Raw genomic sequence first — 21717 nt, forward strand, 5'->3', positions numbered from 1 at the left:
CGAACGCATGCGGGTCACGATATTCAACGAGTACCTTCACGAGCTGCGCAGCGAGGCCGTGAAGCGCGTGTACCCCGACGGGATCCACGCGGTGCTGGCTGAGGCGCTGAGGCGCCTCGCCGGGGCCGATGTCACCGTCGCAACGTTGCGGCAGCCGGAGCACGGCCTGAGCGCCGAGGTCATCGACGCCACCGACGTCCTCTTCTGGTGGGGGCACATGGCGCACGACGAGGTGGCCGACGAGGTCGTCGACCGCGTGCAGCGCGCCGTCCTGGGAGGGATGGGCTTCGTGGCGCTCCACTCGGCCCACTACTCGAAGCCGTTCCGGCGGCTGCTGGGCACCACCGCGTCGCTCAAGTGGCGCGAGGCCGACGAGAAGGAGCGCCTCTGGAACCTGCAGCCGGCCCACCCGCTGACGGCGGGGCTCCCCGACCACTTCGAGCTCGAGCGCGAGGAGATGTACGGCGAGCGGTTCGACGTGCCCGACCCCGACGAGCTGCTCATGCTCTCCTGGTTCCAAGGTGGCGAGGTGTTCCGCAGCCTGGCCACGTGGCGGCGCGGGCACGGCACGGTCGTCTACTTCCGCCCCGGCCACGAGACCTACCCGACCTACCACGACGCCAACGTCCAGCGCGTCCTCGCCAACGCGGCCACCTACGCAGCGGCGCGCATCAGGCGGCCCGACGCGGGCAGCCCCGAGACGCCCGCGTTGGAGCCCGTGCCGAACCCCGGCAAGGAGGCCGTGCTGCACGCCACCACGCGCTCCCAAACGTGACGACGAGCGCGAGCCGGCCCCTGCGCGCCGCCATCGTCGGGGCGGGCGGCATCTCCGCCAACCATCACGCGGGCTACGTCGAGGCGGGAGTGGAGGTGGTGGCGCTCTGCGACCCGGCGCCGGCCGCCCTCGCTGCTCGCGCCGCGGCGTGGGGCGTCGCCCGGGCCTACCCCGATTACGAGGCGATGTTCGCCGCCGGTGGCTTCGACGTGGTGAGCATCGCCGCCCCCACCGCCGTCCATCACCCCGCCACGCTAGCGGCGGCCGCCGCCGGCGTCAGCGTGCTCGTCGAGAAGCCCATGGCGCTCGACCTGCGGCTGGCAGACGAGATGATCGCCGCCTGCAAGGAGGCCGGGGTCGTGTTGATGGTCAACCATCAGTTGCGCTCGAGCGGCCCCGGCAGCAAGGCGCGCGAGCTGATCGCGGCAGGCGCCATCGGCCGCGTGACGCACGTGCGGCTGAGGCAGGCGCACGACTGGGGCGGCGTCGGCGTGCGACCGTCGTTCGCCACCAAGGCCTCCTCGGGCGGCGGGACCCTGCTCGACAACGGCTGCCACCTCGCCGACCTGGCCCGCTACTTCGGCGGCACCGTGGCCGAGGTATACGCGCGCGTGGCGACCCTCAAGTACGCCGTCGAGGTCGAGGACACGGCGCACGTGAGCATGACCTACTCGGACGGCTCCCTCGGCCTGATCGAGGCCGCCTGGACGGCCACGGGCTGGGAGGAGGGCTTCTGGGTGTACGGCACGGAGGGCGCCCTCGAGTGCACCAACCGCTACGGGCCGCAGAACCTGCGCCACGTCTACCGCGCCTCGCCGGGAACCGCTTGGGACCGCACCGACGTCACCACCTTCGAGTTCACGGGCGCGCCGTCGCACACGCGCCACGTCCTGGCGTTCGTCGCCGCGGTGCGCGGGGAGGCGCCCGTGGTCTGTAGCGGCGAGGACGGCCGCGAGGCCGTGCGCCTGATCCTGGCGGCCTACGCCAGCGCCGCTGCCAACGCGCCCGTGCGGCTCGACGCGTTCGCGGGCTGAGCGTCGAAGGGGGTCATCGCATCATGTCGTTCGAGGAGTTCCGCGAGATGGTCGCCGAGATGCTCGACGAGATCCCCCAGGAGTTCCTCCGCGGGCTGGGCGGCGTGCACGTGCTGCCGGAGGCGCGAGTCGAGCCCGACTACGACGACGTCTACCGCATGGGAGAGTACCTGGATCCGGGAGCGGAGGACTTCTTGGGCGCCGGCGAGGGACTCGGGCGGCACGTGGCCATCTACTACGGTTCGTTCGTCGCCATCGCGGACGGCGACCCCGACTTCGACTGGGAGGACGAGGCGTGGGAGACCCTCACCCACGAGTTGCGCCACCACGTCGAGTCCCTCGCCGGCGAGGACTGGCTCGTGCAGGACGACGTCGAGCGCGCCCGCGACTTCCCTAGGCGCCGCTGACCCCACCCGTCGTCGCGCCCGCCAGGGTGGCGTCGGCCAGCACCCACCAGCCCGGGTGGCGCGCCGCCAGGAGCTCCGCCGTGCGCGCCGCGTGCTCGGCACCCGTGGCCACGCCGAAGCAGGTCGGCCCGCTGCCCGACATCAGGACGCCGGCCAGCCCAGCCTCTCGCAGTGCCGTCAAGACGCCCCTTACCTCCGGTCGCAGCCGCAGGACGCCCGGCTGCAACCCGTTGGGCCAGCCCGGCTCCTCCCCCGCCGCCAACCGCTCCAGGGCGCGCTCCAGACGCAGGCGCGGCGTGAACCCCATGAGGGCCTGGTAGGCGTCGCCCGCGCTGACCGCGAAGCCGGGGTTGGCGAGCACCAGGTGCAGCCGGGGGAGGTCGAGGCTCGCGAGCCGCTCGCCCCGGCCCTTGGCGAGGGCGGCGTGAGCGGTGCCCAGCATGAAGGGGACGTCGGAGCCGAGCCGCGCCGCCAGGGCCGCGGCGTCGACGCTGCCGGGTAAGAGTTCGGCGAGGAGCCTCAGGACGGCGCCCGCGTCTGCGGAACCGCCGCCCAGCCCGGCGCCAACGGGCACGCGCTTGTGTAGTGTCACCGTCACGGCCGCCCCGGGCGCGGCCGGGTCCGCCGCGCGCCGCGCCGCCAGGTAGTCGGTGGCCGCGCGGTGGGCCAGGTTGGCGCCGCCGTCCGTCAGGTCGGCGGCGGGCGTGCCGCCCTCGACGCTCAACCGCAGCGTCACCACGTCCTGCGAGGCGTCGGCCACGGCCACCGTCACGTCGTCGGCCAGCCCGACGCGCGCCATGGCAGTCTCGATCTCGTGGAAGCCGTCGCCGCGCCGCGCCAGCACGGCGAGACCCAGGTTGACCTTGGCGTGAGCCGACGCGCGGGCGCTAAAGACCTTGGCGGTCATCCGGGCGCGCCCCGCCGTGCGCGCCAGAGCGTCAGCAGCGCCTCCCCCAACGCCAGGTCGGCCTCGGTCGTGATCTTGTGCAGGAGCGGGCTGCCCTCGACCAGGGCGACGGGCGCGCCGAGCAGTCGCACGAGGGCGGCGTCGTCGGTGGCCTCGGCGCCCGCCGTCATGGCCGCGTCGTGCGCCCGCGCCAGGAGCTCGCGCCGGAACCCCTGCGGCGTCTGCACGGCCCTCAAGGCGTCCCGCGGCACCACCGCGCCGTCGGCGACGGAGACGATGGTGTCCGCGACCGGCAGGGCGGCGGTGGCAGCGCCCACGCGCGCCACGGCCGCCACCACGCGCTCCACGACCACAGCGGGCACGAACGGCCTGGCGGCGTCGTGCACGAGCACCACGTCGGCGGTCGTGGCCGCCAGCAGCGCCCGCACCGTCGCCTGGCGGCTGCTCCCGCCGACGACCACCGTGGCGGTGTCGCCCAGCAGCTCCCGCGCCGTCGCCTCCGTGCCCGCCGGCACGGCCACGATCACCTCGTCGACGAGGTCCACAAGTGCGGTCACGGCGTGCTCGAGCAGCGTGACCCCGCCCAGCTGCACGTACGCCTTGGGGCCCAGCCCCAAGCGCACGCCGCTGCCGGCGGCCGGCAGCAGCGCCGCCAGGCGGGGGCGGCGGAGGCTCACCACGAGGGTGCGCGCCTAATCGGGATGCCGAACGTCACGAGCACCAGGCTAACCCGCGCGCTCGTATACTCGCGCTGGGGGCGGAGGTGGTCCGAGGGTGACGGAGCGATCGAGGGTGAATGGGCGCGGCCGGAGCGCGCGCGGCCCCGCCGACGGCGTGCGCCTCCGCCGACGGCTCGAGGGGCGCGTGCTCGGTGGGGTGTGCGGCGGCATCGCCGAGCTCGTCGGCGCCGACGTCCGCACGGTGCGCGTGCTCTTCGTGCTGTCGGCGCCGCCGTCGCTCGGCACCACGTTCCTGGGCTACCTGCTGCTCTGGCTGCTGATCCCGACCGGGCCCGTCACCGCCGGCGCGGCCGACTGACGCTAGAGGTAGGCCGAGGCGCGGACCGGCCGCCAGGCCGGCGCCGAGCCGGGCGGACTCCCCGTCCGTCATGCAGGGCCGCGGGGCGCGGCGCCCCGCCTCAGACGAGCAGCCGGACCGGCTCCGCCAGCAGCTCCGCCACCCGCGCGAGCAGGCGGCTCCCCTGGGTCAGCGGGATGGAACCCGTGAGCGCCAGGGTGCTGCGGTAGCCGCCGACGTCCGAATCGTAGAGGATCCGCCCGAACGTCACCGTGGGGGCGTCCACGTCGAGGAAGGCCTCGTCGAGCTCGAACGCGCTCAGGTCGACCGCCACGAGCGCGACCTCGTCCTCCTCCGTGCCGGGCGCCTCGAGCTCCTCGGCGACGGCCACGAACGAGCGCGCCGCGGCGTCGTCGACGCGGCGCAGCCTGAGTTCGCCGTCGAGCTCAGCCAGTGCGACGTGGCCGCCCGTGAGGCCCACGTCGCGAGCCGCCTTGGCCACGGCCCGCAGCAGGAACGGCGCCACGGGCAGCGGCTCCTCCCTGCCCAGCTCGAGGCCGCACGCCAGTTGCGCCGCGGCGAGCGGGCTGACGTCGAGGTTGCGCCTGAGGAGCGTGGGCGTCCTCACGACTGGCAGGGCGCCGGCGACGAGCGTCTCGGGCGCGGCGCCGACGGGAGCCGGCCCGGCGTCGTCAGGGTCGACCTCGGCCAAGGCGTCCGCGTCGTGACCGTCCAAGGCGCTGACGTCCGCCACGAACTCGGTCTCCTCCATGGCGTCGAGCTCGGGCCCATCGACGGCCTCGATGTCGGCGCGGTCGAACCCCGCCTCGTCCGACACCCCAGCTAGGCTCTCCTCCGGCGCCGCCTCGGCTCCCCGCCACCCGGAGGACGCGCCCACCACCGGGGCGTCGGCCTCCTCGGGCGCCGCCTGCCACACGGAATCGGGGTCGACCGCGCGGGCGTTAGCGGCAGCTTCGTCCCCCTGGCCCGCGAGGCCCGCGGCGTCGGCGGCAGTCTCGTCCCACTGACCCGCGAGACCCGCGGCGTCGGCGGCAGTCTCGTCCCACTGACCCGCGAGACCCGCGGCGTCGGCGGCAGCTTCGTCCCCCTGGCCCGCGAGGTCCGTGCCGTCCACGGCCGTCTCGTCCCCGTGCCCCCCGAGACCAGCGGCGTGGGGGGCGTCCGAGGCGGCGCTCGCTGGCGCCGGAGCCTCGTCCCAGAGGGCGTCCCGTGCGTCGCCGGCGGGGTGAGGGTCGGTGGTCGCGTCGCCCTCGTCGTCTGTCTCCCAGAGGTCGGGCGCGCTCGTCGCGGCTGGGGCGTAGGGTTCGTCATCGAGCCGCAGGTCGCCCCCGAGCCAGGGGTCGCCCGCCTCGCCCTGCGAGGCGGCGGGCGCGGCCGGCTCGGCCTGCCACGCGCCGGCGCCCTCCGTCTCGGCGGGGACCGCCGGTTCCGGCGCGTGCCACGCCTCGTCGTCGGAGACGAGCAGGAGATCGTCGTCGTCGGGCGCCACGAAGGCGCGACCGTCCGAGAACGCGCCGGCCGCGTGGGCGGCGCCGTCGTGAGCGCCGGGCTCGTGCGCACCGGGCTCGTGGGCGAGGGCGTGGGGGTCGGCGGCATGGGAGTGGGCGGCCCAGGCGCCGTCGGCCAGGGGACCGCCCTCGCCGCCACCTGGCTCGACGCCGTCCGCGAGGCCGTGGCCGCCTTCGCCCGCGGCGCCCGTCGCGGGCACGGCGGCCAGCTCGTCATCGTCGTCGAGCAGGAAGAGGTCCTCGCCGATCTCCGGGGCGGTGCCCGGGTCCGTCACCCTGCCGGGGTCGAGCCGCGCGGCGCCGCTCGCCTCGCGGGCGGCGTCCCCGGAGCCGGGCGCCCGCGAGTAGTTGCCAACGGAGTCGACGCCGACCTCGGTCCAGGACTCCATGCCCTCGGGGAGCGGCTCGGGGGTCGGGTCGAGCGCCTCCTCGCCGGCCATGACGCGCGCGAGGTAGTCGAGCACGTCACGCTCGACCACCGAGCCGTTGGGGCCGGAACCGGTGAGGCGCTGCCAATCAACGTTGTTCTGCTCGGCCAGGCGGCGGGCCAGGTGGGAGATCTCGGGTTCGCTCACGGGCGCTCCTCCAGGGCGGGTTGGCTGAATCCGGCGACCTGCACTTGGCGCTCCGTGCCGTCACCCGAATGGCGCAAGATGTTGTGGAGTATAGCGCGCAGGACGCTCCGGCGCTTCCGGCAAATCCCACAACTTCCGGCGCCGCGCCGCGCCCGCGTGCCGCTGCCTCGCCGTCAGGGACGCCAGGCCTGGAAGAAGACGTCGTCGATGTAGGTCTGCAGCATCGCGCCCTCGCCGTAGACGAGGATGCTGGTGGTCACGCTCTGGCCGGCGGCCACACGCCTGTCGAGCGCCACGCGTTCCCCCTGGTCGTCGGTGACCACGAGGCGGAGCTGGTAGGGCTGCTCCAGCAGCCGCTTGACCCCCATGTTGGTGGGGTCGAACGTGAACGGCACGAGGCGGCTGCCGTCGGAGGGCGTGCCGGCCGTGCCACCGCCGGTCCCCGTCGGGCCCTGGCCGGACGCCGAGCCTTGCGAAGAACCCTGGCCCGCCACGCCACCCCTGCCGCCGCCGAAGAGGTCGAACGGCTCCGCCGGGGGCGCTCCGTTGACGGTGAGGAAGACCGGCGTGCCCGGCAGCGTGTAGCCGTCGGGCACGGCGGCGACGACGCCCTCTGGCAGTCCGGCGTCGGTCACGTAGGTGACGGTGCCGACGACGAGCTGCGCCGCGCTCAGCGCGAGCTGGGCGCGCCACTGGGGCATGCCGATCACCTCCGGGACCTTCACGGCGCTGGAGGTCGACAGGGAGTACTGGACCATCACGGGCGTGCCGGGCGGCACCGCCGCGCCGGGCGCGGGCGCGGTCGCCACGACGGTGCCCGGCCGCGCGAAGGAGACGCTGGACGCGATCGTCTCGACGCGCCCGAAGCCGAGCTTCGTCAGCTCCTGCACGGCCTTGTCGAGGTCGGTCCCGACCAGGTCGGGGACGATCACCGGCTCCCGCCCGGGACCCGAGCTGACGGTCAGGTCGAGCGAGCCCCCCTCGCCGAGGCGCTGCCCGCCGCCGGGGGACTGGGCGACGACCGTGCCGGCCGGGTGGGCGCTGGGAGCGTAAGTGGTCGTGCCCAGCGGCACGTTCAGCTCGGCGGCGCGCGCCACGGCGGCCGCCTCCGCCACGCCGACGAGGTCGGGCAGCACCGCGGCCGCGGGTGGGGTGTTCACGCCCAGGTGGACGGTCCTGAGGCGTTTCACGACGGCGCCGGGTTGCGGCGACTGGGACGTGACGGTTCCCGCCTCGACGCCCTCGACGTGTTCGACGAACGTGACGGGCTCGAAGCCGAGTGCGCGCAGCTGCCTGGCGGCCTGGTCGAACGGCGTGCCGACGAGGTTGGGCAAGGCCTGCTCCGGCACGGAGAAGTACCGTGCCGCGTCGAACGCGACGATCACCGTCAACGCCACGAGGCCGACGGCCGAGGCGAGCAACCAGCCCACGGCGCGGGGGCGATGCGCCTGGTCTATGGGGGTGTGGCGCGCTGCCATCCGGGCACTCTATCACGCGAGCCACGCGCCCGATGAGCGCCGAAACACGTGGCAGACGCGCAAACTCGCGCGGCGCCCGGACCCGGGCGGAGGGGCGCGCGCGCCGCCCCGGGCCCTGGTGCCCGAGGTGGGGCGGAGCGGGGCTAGCATGGGGCATGCAGCGCGGTCACGCCACCATCCCCAGCGGCACCCTCGGCCACCTGACCCGCGCGGAGGTAGACGCCGCGTGGGAGCTGACGGCGCTATCGCGCCTGCTCGAGCTCGGCGAGCGCTGGCGCGGGCTGGCGGTCCCGGCCGGGTTCGAGGAGCGGTTCTACCGCCTCAACAGCCTGCCGCACCAGCTCCTCGCCCTGTACCGCGGCCTCGACCCGACGGACCCCGACGAGGACATCGTCGAGGAGGCGGAGCCTGCCGCCACCGCCATGGTGACGCAGCACTACCTGCTCGACGAGAGCGTCGACCTCCTCTACGACTCGCTCGATGGCGACGGCCCGACCACGGTGCGGCGGGCCGGCCGCGCGGGCGGTCACGCCGCGACCGGCCGCCGGGCAGTGTTGCTGGCGGTCAAGCGCCTCTACCGCGACGACTGGACGACGGCGGCGGTCATGGAGCGGCTGGCAGCTACCGCCAGGCTCGGCCTGGAGGCGCGGCCCGTCCTGATCACGCCGGCGCCGGAGCGGGTCGACCCCGCCTTGGCGACCCGGTTGGGTGCCCTGCTCGGCCAGGCCGTGCGGGCCTGGGTCGACGAGGAGGGCGCGCTCGTCCGGCTGGCGCCCGCCTGAGAGGGCCCATGGCGCCCGGTGGGCGCGTTCACTTCCTGACGCTCTGGGGCGTCACCGCCGCCTTGGCCTGGGTCGTGTTCTCGAAGGTCACGAAGGCGCTCGGGTTCGTCTCGGCCAGCAGCTTGAGGGCGGCGGGGACCCGCCGGCGGGGGATGACGGAGAAGAGCACCCTGACGTCGCCGTCGCGGCCGCGAGCGTTCAGCTCGGTGACGTAGTAGCCCGCGGCGCGCAGCGCCTCCTCCACGGGAGCGGAGCCCACCGGCGTCACGACCCGCATCATCGAGTCGCCCAGAGCGAGCCAGCGCTCGATGCTCACCCCGAGCATGGTGCCCGTGGCGTACCCGGCGGCGTAGGCGACGAACTTGACGGGCGAGTCGAGGTTGGCAAGCACCTGCGCCGCCGCCACCAGCCACACGAGCGACTCGAAGAAGCCGAAGAGGCCCGCCAGGCGTCGCTGGCCGCGCACCAGGAAGCCGATGCGGAGGGTGCCGAGCGACACGTCGACGATGCGCAGCCCGAAGATGAGCAGCGCGGCGAGCGTCAGCTCCAGGACCTCGCTCACTTCCGCGCCTCGAGTTCCCGCGCGGCCACCGCGGCCGCCCCGATGACGCCGGCGTTGCCGCCCAGTTTCGCGACCAGGAAGCGCGGCACGGGGTACCCCTCCAGGTAGTGCTCGGCGGCGGCCTGGACCTTGCCGAGGTAGAAGGGGCCGACCTCCGCCACGCCGCCGCCGATCACGAACGCCTCGGGGTCGATGATCTTCACGAGGTTCGCGAGGCCTATCCCCACGAAGAGCGCGCTGTTCTCGACGATGCCGAGGGCCTTCGGCTCGCCCGCCCGCGCCCGCGCGAACACCTCGCGCGTGTCCATCTCGACGCCGTAGGCGTAGCCGGCGTCGCGCGCCATGGAGCGCCCGGCAGCGATGGCCTCGAGGCTCCCCGTGTGCCCGTCCCCGCCCATGGGTCCGCCCACCAGCATGGTCATGTGGCCGATCTCGCCGGCCATGCCGTTGGCCCCCCTGAGAACCTGCTCACCCACGAATATGCCGCCGCCGATGCCGGTGGAGACCGTCACGTAGATGCTCGACGAGAACTCGCGCGCCGCCCCGTACAGGTGCTCGGCGTAGCCGGCGGCGTTGGCGTCGTTCTCGAGGACGATGGGGAGGTCGAGGAGGCGCTCGAGTTCCGCCACCAGTGGCGCGTCGTGCATCCCGGCGATGTTGGGCGCGAACACCACCTTGCGCCGCTCCTTGTCGAGTGGACCGGGCGAGCCGACGCCGATGCCGGCCACCTCGTGGCCCCGCGCCAGCAGTTGCTCGGCGGTGCCCGCCAGCGCCCGGACCACGTCCGCGAAGCCGGTCTGCGGCGTGTCGACCCTCACGGAGTCGACCACCGTGCCCTCGCGCACGACCGCCGCCAGGATCTTGGTGCCTCCCAGGTCGAGCCCTAACGTCATCATTCAGTTCTCCTCAGCGCCGGGTTCCGTGGGCGCGCCGTTCAGCACCGCCACCGTTGCGCTCGCGATCATCGCTTCCTCGTCCGTCCTGATGGTCAGGACGGCGACCTTGCCTCCGGGTGGCGAGATCAAGGTCTCGCCGCGCGCGTTGCGACCCGCGTCCACTAGGACCCCCAGGAACTCGAGCCCGGCCAGGCACGCGGCGCGCGCCCAGGCGGAGTTCTCGCCTATGCCGCCGGTGAACACCACCGCGTCGAGCCCGCCCATGGCGGCGGCGTACGCGCCCACCGTCTTGCGCACGCGGTAGGCGAACACCTCGAGGGCGGCCGCGGCCCCCTCGGCGCCCGCCGCCGCGGCCGCGCTCACGTCGCGCAGGTCGTTGGAGACGCCCGACATGCCCTTCAGGCCCGAGCCCTTGTTGAGCAGGTCGTCGACCTCGTCGACGGACGCCCCGCCCCGCAACAGGTGCAGGATCACGCCGGGGTCGACGTCGCCGCTGCGCGTCCCCATCAACAGCCCCTCCATGGGCGTGAAGCCCATGGTGGTGTCGACGGACCTGCCGCCGGCCACGGCGGCGGCGCTGGCGCCGTTGCCGAGGTGGAGGGTCACGAGCCTGAGGTCCTCGCGCCGGCGCCCGAGGGCCTGGGCCGCCTTGCGCGAGACGTAGTCGTGGCTCGGGCCGTGGAAGCCGTAGCGCCGCACGCCGTGGCTGGTGGCGTACTCGAGCGGGAGGCCGTAGAGGTAGGCGCGGCGCGGCAAGGTGGCGTGGAAGGCCGTGTCGAAGACGGCCACGTGCCTGACGTCGGGCATGGCGCGCAGCGCGGCGCGCAGCGCGGCGAGGTTGCCGGGGTTGTGGAGGGGCGCCAGGGCCGCCAGTTCCTCGATGCCGCGCTCGACCTCGGGTGTCACGGCGGTGGCGCTCACGAAGCGCGTGCCGCCGTGCACCACGCGGTGGCCCACGGCGTCGGGCGCGAAACCGGGCACGTGCCGCTCGAACGCCGCCAGCGCGAACTCGAAGGCGGCAGCGTGGTCCTCGAGGCGCGGCCGCTCGAGCAGCGCGAAGGAGGCGGTGGCGCTGCTCGACCCGCCGATGCGCTCCACGAGGAGCGACTCGCCGCCCGGCAGCAGCTTGGTCTTGAGGCTCGAGCTGCCCGCGTTGACGACGAGCACCTGGGGGGAGGCGGTGGGGTTCACGCGGCGTTCCCGGCGCCCGACTCGGCCCCCGGGCGCACTCGGGCTCCCAGGTCGGCCACGAGGCGCGGCCTGAACCCGAGGGCGTCGGCGGCCACGAAGTGCACCGCCACGTCGTCGAGGCGCGTGAGGATGCCGTCGGGCTCGTCGCCGTGCACGTGCCCGAACACGAGGGCGTCGGGCGCGGCCTCCCCTATCAGCCGCGTCAACTCGTTGGGTTCGAGGCGGGAGTTGGTGGGTGGGAAGTGGAGCATGACCACGCGGTAACCGCCCTCCAGCTTCGCGGCGTGCTCCAGCGACAGGCGGAGCCGCTCGACCTCGCGTTGGTAGATCTTCAGGTCCTGCTCCGTGAAGCCGTGGCTGCCGGGGCAGACCCAGCCGCGCGTGCCGGCGACGACCACGCCGTCGATGGCCACGGCGTCGTTCTGCAAGGCCCACATGCCCCCTGGCAGGGCGCGCCTCAGCCGGCTTATGGACGGCCACCAGTAGTCGTGGTTGCCGCGGAGCAGCACCTTCCGACCGGGCAGGTCCGCGAGGGCCTCCAGGTCGACGAGTGCCTCCTCGAACCGCATGGCCCACGAGATGTCGCCCGGCACCAGGACCAGGTCGTCTTCGCCGACGGTGGCGCGCCAGCCGTCGAAGAACGCTTGGGGGTGGCCGGCCCAGCGGGGCCCGAACACGTCCATGGTCTTGGCTTGAGCTCCGGGCAGGTGGGGGTCGGCGATGGCGAACAGCCGCATCGACCTAACAGTCTACCCGGGCCGGGCGCGACCGCGGTCGGGGGTGGCGGCGAGGGCGCGGCGGCGGGGCGGTGCCGGCGCCGGGCTCACCACGACTCGGCGCTCCGCTCCGGCGCGTCGTCCAGGCGGCGCAGGGCGTCGACGGCGCGCCGCCCCGTGAGGGGGTGGCGCCAGGCGGGCGCGACGTCGAGCAGGGGGGCGAGCACGAACGCGCGCTCCTCGAGGCGGGGGTGCGGCAGGCGCAGGGGCCCGCCGAGGCGGACGGCGCCGGCCACGTCGAGCAGGTCGAGGTCGATGAGCCGCGGCCCCCACCGTTCGCGCCGCAGCCGACCGAGCCGCGCCTCGATGCCGAGGAGCTCGGCGAGCAGCGCCTCCTCGCGCCCCAGCCACGCCCCGGCGCGGAGGGCAACCACCGCGTTCAGGTAGTCGGGTTGCCCGGGCGGCCCGCCGACCGCGGGGCAGGCGTAGATGCGGGAACGCGCGGCCACCGGCGCGAGGCGCTCGAGCTCCTCGGCGGCCGCGCGGAGTTGCGCCGCCCTGTCGCCAAGGTTGGCGCCGAGCGCCACGTACGCGGTGGGCTCCGAAGGTAAACTCACCGCTCGCCGCCCGGTCGCGGGGTCGACGTCGCGGCTCGGCCTCTGACCACCTGCACGTACACGTCGCGGAACACGCCTGGCAGGGGGGCGTGCGGCTTGTGGACGGTCACGCGCACGACGTCGACGAGTGGCTCGGTCCCGAGGACCTCGAGGGCGATGGCGTGCGCCAACGCCTCGATCAGCTTGAAGCGCGGGCCGGTCACGGCGCGCTCGACCAGCCGGTAGACGCGGCCGTAGTCGACGGTGCGCCTGATGCTGTCGTCGCCGGTGAGGGTGAGCTCGCACTCGACGTCGACCACGAAGCGGGCGCCCAGCCGCTCCTCCTCGTCGTACACCCCGTGGACGCCGAAGAACTCCATGCCGGCGAGGACGATCCGGTCGCGCCCCGAGGCGCGGTCGCGCCCCGAGTCGGGGTCGCGCCCCGAGTCGCGGTCGCGCCTCGCCGTCACGCCGCCTCCCCCTCGCCGAGAACGGCCGCCCAGGCCGCCAGCGCCTGCGCGTGCGCCGCGACGTCGTGCACGCGGAGCAGGGCGGCGCCCGCAGCCGCGGCCCACAGGTGGACGGCCAGCGTGCCTGGCAGGCGCGCGGCCGGCTCGGCGACGCCCGTCACGCGCCCGATGAACGACTTGCGCGACGCGCCCACCATGACCGGGTGGCCGTGGGCCGCCAGCCTGCCCGTCGCGCGGACGAGCGCCAGGTTGTGCCCGAGCTCCTTGCCGAACCCCAGGCCGGGGTCGATGACGACGGCGGGGACACCGGCCGCCAGCGCCGCGGCGGCCCGCTCGAGCAGGAAGGCCTCGACCTCGCTCACGACGTCCGCGTAGCGCGGCGCGCGCTGCATGGTGGCGGGCTCGCCCTGCATGTGCATGGCCACGGCGGGGGCGCCGGCGGCGGCGCACGCCTCCAGCATGGCCGCGTCGCGGAGCCCGCCCACGTCGTTCACCAGCTGCGCCCCCGCTTCGAGCGCGGCCGCCGCGACCTCGGGCTTGCGGGTGTCGACGCTCACGACGACGCCGGCGGCGGTCAACCCCTCGATCACGTCCACGACGCGGGCCAGCTCCTCGCCCAGCGGGACGCTCGCCGCGCCGGGCCGGGTGGACTCGCCGCCCACGTCGACGATGAGGGCGCCCTCGTCGCGCAGGCGCAGTCCGGCCGCCACTGCCTCGGCGGTGGTCGGCTGCCGGCCGCTCTCCGAGAAGCTGTCCGGGGTGACGTTCAGCACCCCGACGAGGCCCGCCCCGCGCCAGCTGAGCGCGCCGCGCGGGAGCGGCAGCGTGTGATGGGCGGCGGTCACGTGTCGCCCCCGTAGACCCAGTCGGCCGGGCGGGGCGCCAGGCCGAAGCGCCAGGCCACCGCCTGCGCCACCCGCTGGGCGGCGCGGCCGTCGCCGTACGGGTTGGGCCTGGCGCGCATGGCGGCCAGCGCTCCCGGGTCCGCCAGCAGGGCGTCGAGTCCCGCCCGGACCTCCGCCGGGTCGTTGCCGAGGAGCCTGAGCACGCCGGCATCGACGCCCTCCGGGCGCTCCGTCACGTTGCGCAGCACGGCGACCGGCACGCCGAGCGCCGCACCCTCCTCCTGGAGCCCGCCGGAATCGGTGATCACCAGTTCCGAGGCCGCGAGCAGCGCGAGCATGCTCAGGTAGTCGTACGGGTCGTCGAGGCGCACGTTGGGCACCCGCGCCAGCGCGGGCGTGACCGCCTCCCGCACCGCGGGGTTGAGGTGGACCGGGTAGACGAACGTGAGCTGGGGGTGGGCGCGGGCCACGTCCGCCAGGGCCGCCGCCAGGCCGGCCATGACGGGGAGGTTCTCGCGGCGGTGCATCGTCACCGCCACGAACGGCCCGGGGCCCAGGTGCGGCGGCAGCGTGGCCAGGGGGCGCATGAACCGCACGGCGTCGACGGCCGTGTTGCCCGTAACCACCATGGCGCCCTCGCCCTTGCCCTCGGCGAGGAGGTGGCTCTTGGCGAGGGCCGTCGGCGGCAGGTCGAGGTCCGTGACGACGTCGGTGAGGCGCCGGTTCGCCTCCTCGGGGAACGGTTGCGTCAGGTCGAACGAGCGCAGCCCCGCCTCGACGTGGGCCACCGGGATCCCCTCGAGGAAGGCGGCGAGGGCGACGGCGAACGTGGTGGTCGTGTCGCCGTGCACGAGCACGTAGTCGGCCGCTAGGGCGCGCAGGGCAGCGGCGGCGGCGGGCACGATGCGGCCGACGAGGTCCGCCGGGGTCTGGCGGTCGGCCATCACGCCAAGGTCGGCGTCGGGCGCCAGGCCGAAGGTGCGCAGCGAGTCCGCGAGCTGCTCGCGGTGCTGGCCGGTGACGAGGGTGAGCGGCGTCAGCTCCGGGAGGTCGCGCAGGGCGGCCACCACCGGCGCCATCTTGTTGGCCTCAGGCCGCGTGCCGAACGCTGCCACCACGCGGGGCCGCGCGCCGCCACTGGCCGGCAACGGCGCGGGGTGCCGCCCCGTCACACGGGGTTCCCGGCGTGCCGCACCTCCGCCAGCCGCACGAGCGACACGACGGCGATCGCCACGACCGTGACGACCAGGGTGAGGAGCGTAAGCACCGGTGGCGTGCTGGAGAGCAGCATGCCGAGCACGCCGAGGACGAGGGTGGCGCCCCACAGCAGGACGACGGTGAGGCGCTTGGAGCCGGAACGGACGCGGATGAGGTCGTGGATGTGGTCGTTGGAGGCGAGCGCCGGGGACGAGCCGCGCCGCAGCCGCCTGAGGGTGACCTGGGTGATGTTGACGACGGGCAACGCCAGCACGAGGATGGGCGCCACCACCGAGATGGCGGCCGTGACCTTTAGCGCGCCAAGCACGCTCACCGCGGCGAGAACGTAGCCGAGGAGGTAGGCGCCGGAGTCGCCCATGATGATGGTGGCCGGCCCGAAGTTGTAGCGCAGGAAGCCGAGCGCGGAACCCGCCAGCGCCGCCAGTATGAGGACGGCGGCGCCCCGGTCGTCGAACTGGAGCGCCACCGCCAGCAGGCTCATGCTGGAGATGGCCGCGATGCCGCTCGACAGGCCGTCCAGGCCGTCGATGAAGTTGAAGGCGTTCGTGAAGCCCACCACCCACAGGACGGTCACGGCCACGGCGAGCGTCTCGGGGATGAACAGGAACGAGGCGCTCCCGAAGTAGTCGGTCACGAAGCCGATGCGCACCCCGTTCGCCACGAGGATGCCGGCCGCCACGACCTGGGTGGCCAGGCGCAGCGCCGGCGGCACCTCCCACATGTCGTCGATGAAGCCGACGAGGGTCATGAGGGCGCCGCCGAGGGCGATGGCGAGCAGCTCGACGCGGTACTCGTCGATGAGCTGCGGCGCCACGAGGCTGCCCGCGAGCACGGCGAGGAGGAAGCCGCCGAGGATGGCGATGCCGCCGATGTTGGGGAGCGCCCCGGCGTGCTGCCTCACGCCGCTGCCGTGAGCGCCGCCGCCCGCCTGGACCGCCCCAATGCGAGCGGCGAAGTCGCGGACGCGCGGCACCAACCAGAGCACGCTCGCGAGCGCGACCGTGAAGGAGGCGGCGGCCAGGGGCAGGAAGACGAGGAGGGTGGGTCGCACGCCGCTCAGTCTACCCACGTCCGCATGGCGCTCATGAGCGTGGGGTACGTGCCGCTGAGCGCCACGCCGCGCCGGTCAGCGCGTGCCGTAGAGCCTGTCGCCCGCGTCTCCGAGGCCGGGAACGATGTAGCCGTGCTCGTTCAGGCGCTCGTCGAGCGCCGCGACGATGATGTCGACGTCGGGGTGGGCGTCCTCGACCGTCTTGACCCCCTCGGGGGCGGCGATGATGCAGAGGAGCCGCACGCGCGTGGCCCCCTTGTCCTTCAGGAGCTGGATGGCCGCCGCCGCGCTGCCCCCGGTGGCGAGCATCGGGTCGAGGACGAACACGTCGCGCTCCCCCACGTCGCTGGGGAGCTTCGAGTAGTACTGCACGGGCTTGAGCGTCTCCGGGTCGCGGTAGAGGCCGATGTGCCCGACGCGCGCCGTGGGCACGAGGCTGAGGATGCCGTCGACCATCACGAGGCCGGCGCGGAGGATGCCGATGAGCGCCAGCTTCTTGCCGGCGAGCCGCTTGACCTTGGCGAGGGCGACCGGCGTCTCGACGGTGGCGTCCTCCAGCTCGAGGTCGCGCATGGCGTCGAAGGCCATCAGCATGGTGAGCTCCTGGCACAGGGCGCGGAACTCGCGCACGCTCGTCTCCTTGTCGCGCAGGATGGAGAGCTTGTGCTGCACGAGCGGGTGATCGACTATCGTGACGGCCATCGCGTCGTTCCTTTCGTGGCGCCAAGGCGCGCCCGCGCGGCGGCGAAGCTCACGCAGGCGCGGGCATGAGAAGAGGGCCGCTTAGCAGCGGCCCTCGGTCTGGCGGAGAGGGTGGGATTCGAACCCACGGTGCAGCGGAGCCACACAACGGTTTTCGAGACCGTCCCATTCAACCACTCTGGCACCTCTCCGGACTGGCGCGGGGCCGGGCGACAGTCCCGGGCACCGCAGGCCCGAGGAGTATACCGTACGGGCGCCCGGCTGACGAGTGGCGCGCGGCCATGCTCCCTTGACGCGCCCCGCTGGGTTTCATACACTCCCAGGTGCGCTGCGGGTCGCCGCCCACGCGCGACCGCCCGCCTCTCCCGGTGGCCCATCGTCTAATGGCAGGACAACGGATTCTGGTTCCGTCGGTCTAGGTTCGAGTCCTAGTGGGCCAGCCAAACGCGTCACCCGCGCCACGCGCGGTCGCCGACCAGCAGCGGGGTGGCGAGGGCGGCACGTCACGGGCGGCGCCCCTAGCGCCACGTTGGCCCATCGTCTAATGGCAGGACACCCGGTTTTGGTCCGGTCGGTCGGAGTTCGAGTCTCTGTGGGCCAGCCAGTCACCCTCCCGTCGGTCACCGCTTCCAGCGGGCGGCCGACGGGAGTGCCCTTCTGGCGGTGCCAGGCCGGGGCCGGTGGCGGCGCCCTTCACCCCCTGCCGGGGTAGTCGTAGAACCCGCGGCCCGTCTTGCGGCCGAGGCGGCCCGCCTCGACGAGCTTGCGCAGGCGCGGCGTCGCCAGGAAGCGCTCCCCCAACGCCCCCTGCAAGGACTCCGCGATCAGGAGCATGGTGTCGAGCCCGACGTAGTCGGCCAGCTCGAGCGGCCCCATGGGGTGGTTGAGGCCGAGCTTCACGGCGCGGTCGATGTCCTCGGCCGTGGCCACGCCCTCCTCCAGCATCCGCATGGCCTCGAGGAGGAGCGCGGCGAGGGCGCGGGTGGTGACGAAGCCTGGGCCGTCCTTGACGGTGACGGTCTCCTTGCCGCACCCGGCCGCCAACGCCAGCGTGGTCGCCACGGTCTCGTCGCTCGTCTGCACGGCGCGCACGACCTCGACGAGCGTCATGCGCTCGGGCGGGTTGAACCAGTGCATGCCGATGACGCGGTCCGGTCGCTTGGTGGCGCCGGCGATGGCGGTGATCGACAGCTCGCTCGTGTTGCTGGCGAGGACGGCGTGGGGCGGCGCGAGGTCGTCGAGCTCGCCGAACAGGCGGCGCTTGAGGTCGAGGAGCTCCGGCACCGCCTCGATCACGAAGTCGGCGCCCGTGACGGCGGTGGCCAGGTCCGTCGTGGTCGTCAGCCGTCCCGCCGCCACCGCCTCCGCCGCCCGCTTGTGCGCGCGTTCACGAGCGGCGGCGAGGGCCGCGTCGCTCGTGTCGAAGAGCCTCACGGCGTGGCCGGCCACGAGCAGCATGGTGGCGATGCCGCTGCCCATGGTGCCGGCGCCCGCAACGGCGACGGTTCGCGCCGCCTGCTGGTCGCCTGGTGCGTCGGGTCGGGTGGTTGGCATGCGTTCCCCTTCCGGGTGGCGCCCGCGCCGGTCAGGCCGGGGCGGGGGCGTAGAGGTCGTAGCGGACGGTCCGCCCCGTAAGGCTACCGCTGGGCGCCACCTCCCCGAGCGGCGGCGCCCTCAGCGCGCGCTTGACGACCACGCGCCGGGTGGCGGCGGCGCGCGCCGCCCTCAGCAGCTCGGCTCCTTCGCCGGCGGCGACCGCGGCGGGCGCCACCAGCACGGCCCGCAGGGCCGCCATCTCCTTGGGAGGCAGCGCCGTGCCGCCGGTGGCGGGGAACATCGGGTCGAGGTAGACGACCTCGGCGCCGCGGGCGGCGGATAGGTGGGCGCGGGCGTCGACGAGCACGAGGCTCACGCGCTCGGCGGCCGCGCGCGCGGCGGCACCCAGGGCGCCGCCGCGCGCACGGTCGAGGGCGTCCTCGAGCAGGGCGGCGAAGAGCGGCTCGCGCTCGAGCATCGTCACGGCGTGCCCCAGCGCGGCGAGGTGGAAGCCGTCGGCTCCGAGCCCGGCGGTGGCGTCCACCACGGTGGGGGGTCCGCCCTGACGGTTGGTCAGCGCGGCCCGCGCCAGCAGGTCGCGGCCCGGCAGCGCACCACCGGCGAGGCGACCGGCCGCCGCCGAGACGCGCCGCCCGGCGGCCGTCACGAGCGTCAGGCCGGCAGCGCCGACCTCGAGCACGTTCGCCCCTGGGGGTGGGCCGGCCGCGCCGGGGGCCGTGCCGGGGGCCGCACCGGGGGCCGCGCTCACGAGGCGGGCGTCGAGCCGTGCCGCCCAGCGCTCGGCCGCCGCGGCGTCGGCCGACGTCACGGCCCGCACCACCAGCGGGCCGCGGCGGCGTGGAGGCTGGTCGGTCACGGCTCAGATGCTACCGCCCCCCGGCGCGCGCCAGGCCGCGGGCGGGCGCCGGCGCCCGCCGGCGACCGGGCCGAGGCTCGCTTCGTGCTACGATTCCTCGGACACACGGCGGTTATGGCTACGAATCGAAGCGTTCGTGGCCCGCCGGCCTTCGATGCGGAGGGGCACCAACCACTACGCCTACGCATCGCAAGTCGAGCCCAAGGGAGGGCGGAACGTGAGCAACACACGGAGCAACCAGGAACTGGCGAGACGGCGCAAGGCGGCCGTCACCCCCGCCGCGCAGAGCGTTCACCCGATCTACCCGGTCCGCGCCAAGGGCAGCCACGTGTGGGACGCAGACGGCAAGAAGTACCTCGACTTCTCGAGCGGCATAGCCGTCATGAACCTCGGCCACTCGCACCCGAAGGTGCTGGCTGCCGTCAAGCAGTCGGTGGACGAGTTCCAACACCTGTGCTTCGCCGTCGGCATGCACCCGTCGTACGTCGAGCTCGCCGAGCGACTCAACCGCCTCGCGCCCGGCCCCACCCCCAAGAAGACGTTCCTCGTGAACTCCGGCGCGGAGGCGGTCGAGAACACCGTCAAGATCGCGCGCGCCTACACCAAGCGCGCCGGCATCGTCGCCTTCACCCACGCGTTCCACGGCCGCACCTACATGGCCATGTCGCTAACCAACAAGGCGAACCCCTACAAGACGGGCTTCGTGCTGCGGGCGGCCGAGGTGTACCGCGCCGAGTACCCCTACCACTTCAGGAACCCGTGGGGCGCCGCCACGCCGGAGGAGACGGGCGAGGCCGCCCTGCGGGCCCTCAAGGACCAGGTCAAGTACTCGATCGGCGAGTCCGAGGTGGCCGCCTTCCTCATCGAGCCGGTTGCCGGCGAGGGCGGCTTCATCCCCGCGCCGCGCAGCTTCCTGGCCGGGCTGCGCGACTACGCCACCAAGATCGGCGCGCTGTGGATAGACGACGAGGTCCAGGCCGGCATCGGCCGCACCGGCAAGATGTGGGCGGTCGACCACTACGGCCTCGAGCCCGACCTGGTGGCCACCGCCAAGGGGCTCGGCTCGGGCTTCCCGATCGCGGCCGCCATCGGCAAGGCCCACATCATGGACGCCCTCGAACCGGGCATGCTGGGCACGACCTTCGGCGGGAACCCGACGAGCTGCGCGGCCGCCATCGCCACCCTCGACGCGCTGGAGGCCGAGGGCGTCATCGCCCACTCCGCGCGCCTCGGCGAGGTGGCGCGGCGGCGCCTCGTGGCCCTACAGGGCAAGCACCCGGCCATCGGCGAGGTCCGCGGCCAGGGAATAATGCTCGGCCTCGAGTTCGTGGGCGCGGACGGGCGCACGCCGGACGCGGGCACCGTGACGGCCGTGGTGGAGGCCGCCCGCGCCGCGGGCCTCATCCTCCTGTCAACCGGGACGTACGGCAACGTCATCCGCCTCCTGCCGCCGCTCAACATCAGCGAGGACGAGCTGCTCGAGGGGCTCGCCATCCTGGAGCGCGTCGTGGCGCAGGTGCTCTCGGATCGGGCGGTCGTCGCCTGACCCGAGGCGCAGGTCACAGGGCGTGAGCGGGCGCGCGGGCCGAGGTCGGCCCCCGCGCCTCACGGTTCGCGGCCCCGCGTGATGGGCGCCCCGACCAGGTTGCCCCACTCCGTCCACGAGCCGTCGTAGTTGCGCACCCGCGGGTAGCCCAGCAGGTAGCGGAGCACGAACCAGGTGTGGCTCGAGCGCTCCGCGATGCGGCAGTACGCCACGACGTCGTGGTGACGCGAGACGCCGGCGCCCTCGTAGACGGCGGCCAGCTCGGCGGCGCTCTTGAAGGTGCCGTCGGCGTTGGCGGCCAGCGACCACGGCACGCTCACCGCCCCGGGGATGTGCCCGCCGCGCAGCGCGCCCTCCTGGGGGTAGTCCGGCATGTGCAGCCGCTCCCCCGTGTACTCGGCCTCGGAGCGCACGTCGACGAGGGCGCCGCGCCCCCGGGCGACGCTCAAGAGGTGCTTCATCACGTCGGGCGCGAACGCCCGGATCGACGCGTCCTGGTACGACGGCGCGTAGCTGCCGCGCGCCACGGGCGGCACCGCCGTCTCCAGCGGCCGCCCCTCCGCCACCCACTTCTGGCGGCCGCCGTTCATGAGCCGCACGTCTCGGTGGCCGCAGTACTTGAAGAACCAGAAGGCGTAGGCGGCCCACCAGTTCGACTTGTCGCCGTACAGGATCACGGTGGTGTCGTTGCCGACGCCCTTGGCCTCCATCAGGGCGGCGAAGCCCGCGGGCCCCACGAAGTCGCGCACGTCGGCGCGCTGCAGTTCGGTCAGCCAGTCGAGCTTGAGGGCGCCAGGCACGTGGCCCTGGTGGTAGAGGAGCACGTCCTCGTCGACCTCGAAGACGCGCAGGTCGGGTCTGGTCAGGTTCGCCGCCACCCAGTCGGTGTCGACCAGCACCTCGGGGTGGGCGTAGGTTCGTGCTGCGGAGTCGTCCATGCCTTCCTCCGTTCCCCGCATGCTACCCGCGCCCCGCGGCCAGCTGCGCGTTCCGCCTTGCGCAGCGGC

At 74.3% G+C, this 21717-nt stretch carries 22 protein-coding genes, 3 tRNA genes and 1 pseudogene; 8 read left to right on the forward strand and 18 right to left on the reverse strand.

Features of this window, described 5'->3' with window-relative positions; translation table 11 throughout:
- Positions 1-7 precede the first annotated feature (7 nt).
- From H3C53_04545 to H3C53_04555, 3 genes are read left to right on the forward strand one after another with little or no spacing between them, the layout of a single operon-like run.
- Complete coding sequence (locus tag H3C53_04545; GenBank protein MBW7915944.1) at positions 8-775, forward strand: ThuA domain-containing protein; 768 nt, start codon at positions 8-10, stop codon at positions 773-775.
- Positions 772-1809, forward strand: a complete 1038-nt coding sequence (locus H3C53_04550; protein ID MBW7915945.1) for a Gfo/Idh/MocA family oxidoreductase — start codon at positions 772-774, stop codon at positions 1807-1809. The genes H3C53_04545 and H3C53_04550 overlap by 4 nt, the downstream gene beginning before the upstream one ends.
- Positions 1810-1832: 23 nt before the next feature.
- Positions 1833-2216, forward strand: a complete 384-nt coding sequence (locus H3C53_04555) for a metallopeptidase family protein (protein ID MBW7915946.1) — start codon at positions 1833-1835, stop codon at positions 2214-2216.
- On the opposite strand, the gene ispE is transcribed toward H3C53_04555, so the two are convergent.
- Together ispE and ispD are read right to left on the reverse strand one after the other, a co-directional pair.
- Positions 2203-3123 (reverse strand): 4-(cytidine 5'-diphospho)-2-C-methyl-D-erythritol kinase, encoded by a 921-nt coding sequence (gene ispE, locus H3C53_04560; protein ID MBW7915947.1) that lies wholly within the window; start codon positions 3121-3123, stop codon positions 2203-2205. The genes H3C53_04555 and ispE overlap by 14 nt on opposite strands.
- Positions 3120-3803: a 2-C-methyl-D-erythritol 4-phosphate cytidylyltransferase gene (gene ispD, locus H3C53_04565; GenBank protein ID MBW7915948.1), complete on the reverse strand. Its 684-nt coding sequence runs from the start codon at positions 3801-3803 to the stop codon at positions 3120-3122. The genes ispE and ispD overlap by 4 nt, the downstream gene beginning before the upstream one ends.
- Before the next feature lie 154 nt (positions 3804-3957).
- Between ispD and H3C53_04570 the strand changes: the two genes are divergently transcribed.
- Positions 3958-4161 (forward strand): PspC domain-containing protein, encoded by a 204-nt coding sequence (locus H3C53_04570; GenBank protein MBW7915949.1) that lies wholly within the window; start codon positions 3958-3960, stop codon positions 4159-4161.
- Positions 4162-6064: 1903 nt separating this feature from the next.
- On the opposite strand, the pseudogene H3C53_04575 reads toward H3C53_04570, so the two are convergent.
- Together H3C53_04575 and H3C53_04580 are read right to left on the reverse strand one after the other, a co-directional pair.
- Positions 6065-6244, reverse strand: a pseudogene (locus H3C53_04575) (E3 binding domain-containing protein).
- Between the two features lie 173 nt (positions 6245-6417).
- A complete protein-coding gene (locus tag H3C53_04580; GenBank protein MBW7915950.1) occupies positions 6418-7722 on the reverse strand; it encodes a PASTA domain-containing protein in 1305 nt (434 codons plus the stop codon).
- A 155-nt stretch (positions 7723-7877) separates the two neighbouring features.
- Here H3C53_04580 and H3C53_04585 point away from each other — a divergent pair, with 155 nt between their 5' ends.
- Positions 7878-8504 carry a hypothetical protein gene (locus tag H3C53_04585; GenBank protein MBW7915951.1) on the forward strand — a complete coding sequence of 209 codons (627 nt, stop codon included), beginning with the start codon at positions 7878-7880 and terminating at the stop codon, positions 8502-8504.
- Positions 8505-8532: 28 nt separating this feature from the next.
- Here H3C53_04585 and H3C53_04590 read toward each other — a convergent pair whose 3' ends face one another.
- The 11 genes from H3C53_04590 to H3C53_04640 all read right to left on the reverse strand — a co-directional run bounded on the left by H3C53_04590 (position 8533) and on the right by H3C53_04640 (position 16942).
- Positions 8533-9054, reverse strand: a complete 522-nt coding sequence (locus tag H3C53_04590) for a DUF2179 domain-containing protein (GenBank protein ID MBW7915952.1) — start codon at positions 9052-9054, stop codon at positions 8533-8535.
- A gap of 8 nt (positions 9055-9062) precedes the next feature.
- A complete protein-coding gene (locus H3C53_04595; protein ID MBW7915953.1) occupies positions 9063-9962 on the reverse strand; it encodes an ROK family protein in 900 nt (299 codons plus the stop codon).
- Positions 9963-11153: an acetate/propionate family kinase gene (locus tag H3C53_04600; GenBank protein ID MBW7915954.1), complete on the reverse strand. Its 1191-nt coding sequence runs from the start codon at positions 11151-11153 to the stop codon at positions 9963-9965.
- A complete protein-coding gene (locus H3C53_04605; protein ID MBW7915955.1) occupies positions 11150-11890 on the reverse strand; it encodes a metallophosphoesterase in 741 nt (246 codons plus the stop codon). The genes H3C53_04600 and H3C53_04605 overlap by 4 nt, the downstream gene beginning before the upstream one ends.
- An 86-nt stretch (positions 11891-11976) precedes the next feature.
- Positions 11977-12486 (reverse strand): 2-amino-4-hydroxy-6-hydroxymethyldihydropteridine diphosphokinase, encoded by a 510-nt coding sequence (folK, locus tag H3C53_04610; GenBank protein MBW7915956.1) that lies wholly within the window; start codon positions 12484-12486, stop codon positions 11977-11979.
- Complete coding sequence (gene folB, locus H3C53_04615) at positions 12483-12845, reverse strand: dihydroneopterin aldolase (GenBank protein MBW7915957.1); 363 nt, start codon at positions 12843-12845, stop codon at positions 12483-12485. Before folB ends, folK begins: the two co-directional genes overlap by 4 nt.
- Positions 12846-12931: 86 nt before the next feature.
- Positions 12932-13801 (reverse strand): dihydropteroate synthase, encoded by an 870-nt coding sequence (gene folP / locus H3C53_04620; protein MBW7915958.1) that lies wholly within the window; start codon positions 13799-13801, stop codon positions 12932-12934.
- Positions 13777-14898 carry a UDP-N-acetylglucosamine 2-epimerase (non-hydrolyzing) gene (gene wecB, locus H3C53_04625; GenBank protein ID MBW7915959.1) on the reverse strand — a complete coding sequence of 374 codons (1122 nt, stop codon included), beginning with the start codon at positions 14896-14898 and terminating at the stop codon, positions 13777-13779. The genes folP and wecB overlap by 25 nt, the downstream gene beginning before the upstream one ends.
- A 50-nt stretch (positions 14899-14948) precedes the next feature.
- A complete protein-coding gene (locus tag H3C53_04630) occupies positions 14949-16049 on the reverse strand; it encodes an undecaprenyl/decaprenyl-phosphate alpha-N-acetylglucosaminyl 1-phosphate transferase (GenBank protein MBW7915960.1) in 1101 nt (366 codons plus the stop codon).
- A 75-nt stretch (positions 16050-16124) separates the two neighbouring features.
- A complete protein-coding gene (gene upp / locus H3C53_04635) occupies positions 16125-16751 on the reverse strand; it encodes a uracil phosphoribosyltransferase (protein MBW7915961.1) in 627 nt (208 codons plus the stop codon).
- 100 nt (positions 16752-16851) lie between these two features.
- A tRNA-Ser gene (locus H3C53_04640) sits at positions 16852-16942 on the reverse strand.
- A gap of 178 nt (positions 16943-17120) precedes the next feature.
- On the opposite strand from H3C53_04640, the gene H3C53_04645 reads away from it, so the two are divergent.
- Positions 17121-17194: transfer RNA gene (locus tag H3C53_04645), tRNA-Gln, on the forward strand.
- An 87-nt stretch (positions 17195-17281) separates the two neighbouring features.
- Positions 17282-17355, forward strand: a tRNA-Gln gene (locus H3C53_04650).
- A gap of 89 nt (positions 17356-17444) precedes the next feature.
- Here H3C53_04650 and H3C53_04655 read toward each other — a convergent pair.
- Together H3C53_04655 and H3C53_04660 are read right to left on the reverse strand one after the other, a co-directional pair.
- Positions 17445-18305 (reverse strand): 3-hydroxyacyl-CoA dehydrogenase family protein, encoded by an 861-nt coding sequence (locus tag H3C53_04655; GenBank protein ID MBW7915962.1) that lies wholly within the window; start codon positions 18303-18305, stop codon positions 17445-17447.
- A 31-nt stretch (positions 18306-18336) separates the two neighbouring features.
- Positions 18337-19164, reverse strand: a complete 828-nt coding sequence (locus H3C53_04660) for a class I SAM-dependent methyltransferase (GenBank protein ID MBW7915963.1) — start codon at positions 19162-19164, stop codon at positions 18337-18339.
- 154 nt (positions 19165-19318) lie between these two features.
- Here H3C53_04660 and H3C53_04665 point away from each other — a divergent pair, with 154 nt between their 5' ends.
- Positions 19319-20710 carry an aspartate aminotransferase family protein gene (locus H3C53_04665; GenBank protein MBW7915964.1) on the forward strand — a complete coding sequence of 464 codons (1392 nt, stop codon included), beginning with the start codon at positions 19319-19321 and terminating at the stop codon, positions 20708-20710.
- 59 nt (positions 20711-20769) lie between these two features.
- Here H3C53_04665 and H3C53_04670 read toward each other — a convergent pair whose 3' ends face one another.
- Positions 20770-21648, reverse strand: a complete 879-nt coding sequence (locus H3C53_04670) for a sulfurtransferase (protein ID MBW7915965.1) — start codon at positions 21646-21648, stop codon at positions 20770-20772.
- Positions 21649-21717: the final 69 nt, after the last annotated feature.

It is taken from the genome of Trueperaceae bacterium, from assembly GCA_019454765.1.
Taxonomy (GTDB): Bacteria; Deinococcota; Deinococci; order Deinococcales; family Trueperaceae; genus JAAYYF01.

Bases quoted from the DNA above. Each gene is read 5' to 3' on its own strand.
- H3C53_04555 (MBW7915946.1), top strand. From the start codon at position 1,833: ATGTCGTTCGAGGAGTTCCGCGAGATGGTCGCCGAGATGCTCGACGAG.
- ispE (MBW7915947.1), bottom strand. From the start codon at position 3,123: ATGACCGCCAAGGTCTTTAGCGCCCGCGCGTCGGCTCACGCCAAGGTC.
- H3C53_04665 (MBW7915964.1), top strand. From the start codon at position 19,319: ATGCGGAGGGGCACCAACCACTACGCCTACGCATCGCAAGTCGAGCCC.
- H3C53_04580 (MBW7915950.1), bottom strand. From the start codon at position 7,722: ATGGCAGCGCGCCACACCCCCATAGACCAGGCGCATCGCCCCCGCGCC.
- H3C53_04670 (MBW7915965.1), bottom strand. From the start codon at position 21,648: ATGGACGACTCCGCAGCACGAACCTACGCCCACCCCGAGGTGCTGGTC.
- H3C53_04545 (MBW7915944.1), top strand. From the start codon at position 8: ATGCGGGTCACGATATTCAACGAGTACCTTCACGAGCTGCGCAGCGAG.
- H3C53_04655 (MBW7915962.1), bottom strand. From the start codon at position 18,305: ATGCCAACCACCCGACCCGACGCACCAGGCGACCAGCAGGCGGCGCGA.
- folB (MBW7915957.1), bottom strand. From the start codon at position 12,845: ATGGAGTTCTTCGGCGTCCACGGGGTGTACGACGAGGAGGAGCGGCTG.
- H3C53_04605 (MBW7915955.1), bottom strand. From the start codon at position 11,890: ATGCGGCTGTTCGCCATCGCCGACCCCCACCTGCCCGGAGCTCAAGCC.
- upp (MBW7915961.1), bottom strand. From the start codon at position 16,751: ATGGCCGTCACGATAGTCGATCACCCGCTCGTGCAGCACAAGCTCTCC.
- H3C53_04595 (MBW7915953.1), bottom strand. From the start codon at position 9,962: ATGATGACGTTAGGGCTCGACCTGGGAGGCACCAAGATCCTGGCGGCG.
- H3C53_04585 (MBW7915951.1), top strand. From the start codon at position 7,878: ATGCAGCGCGGTCACGCCACCATCCCCAGCGGCACCCTCGGCCACCTG.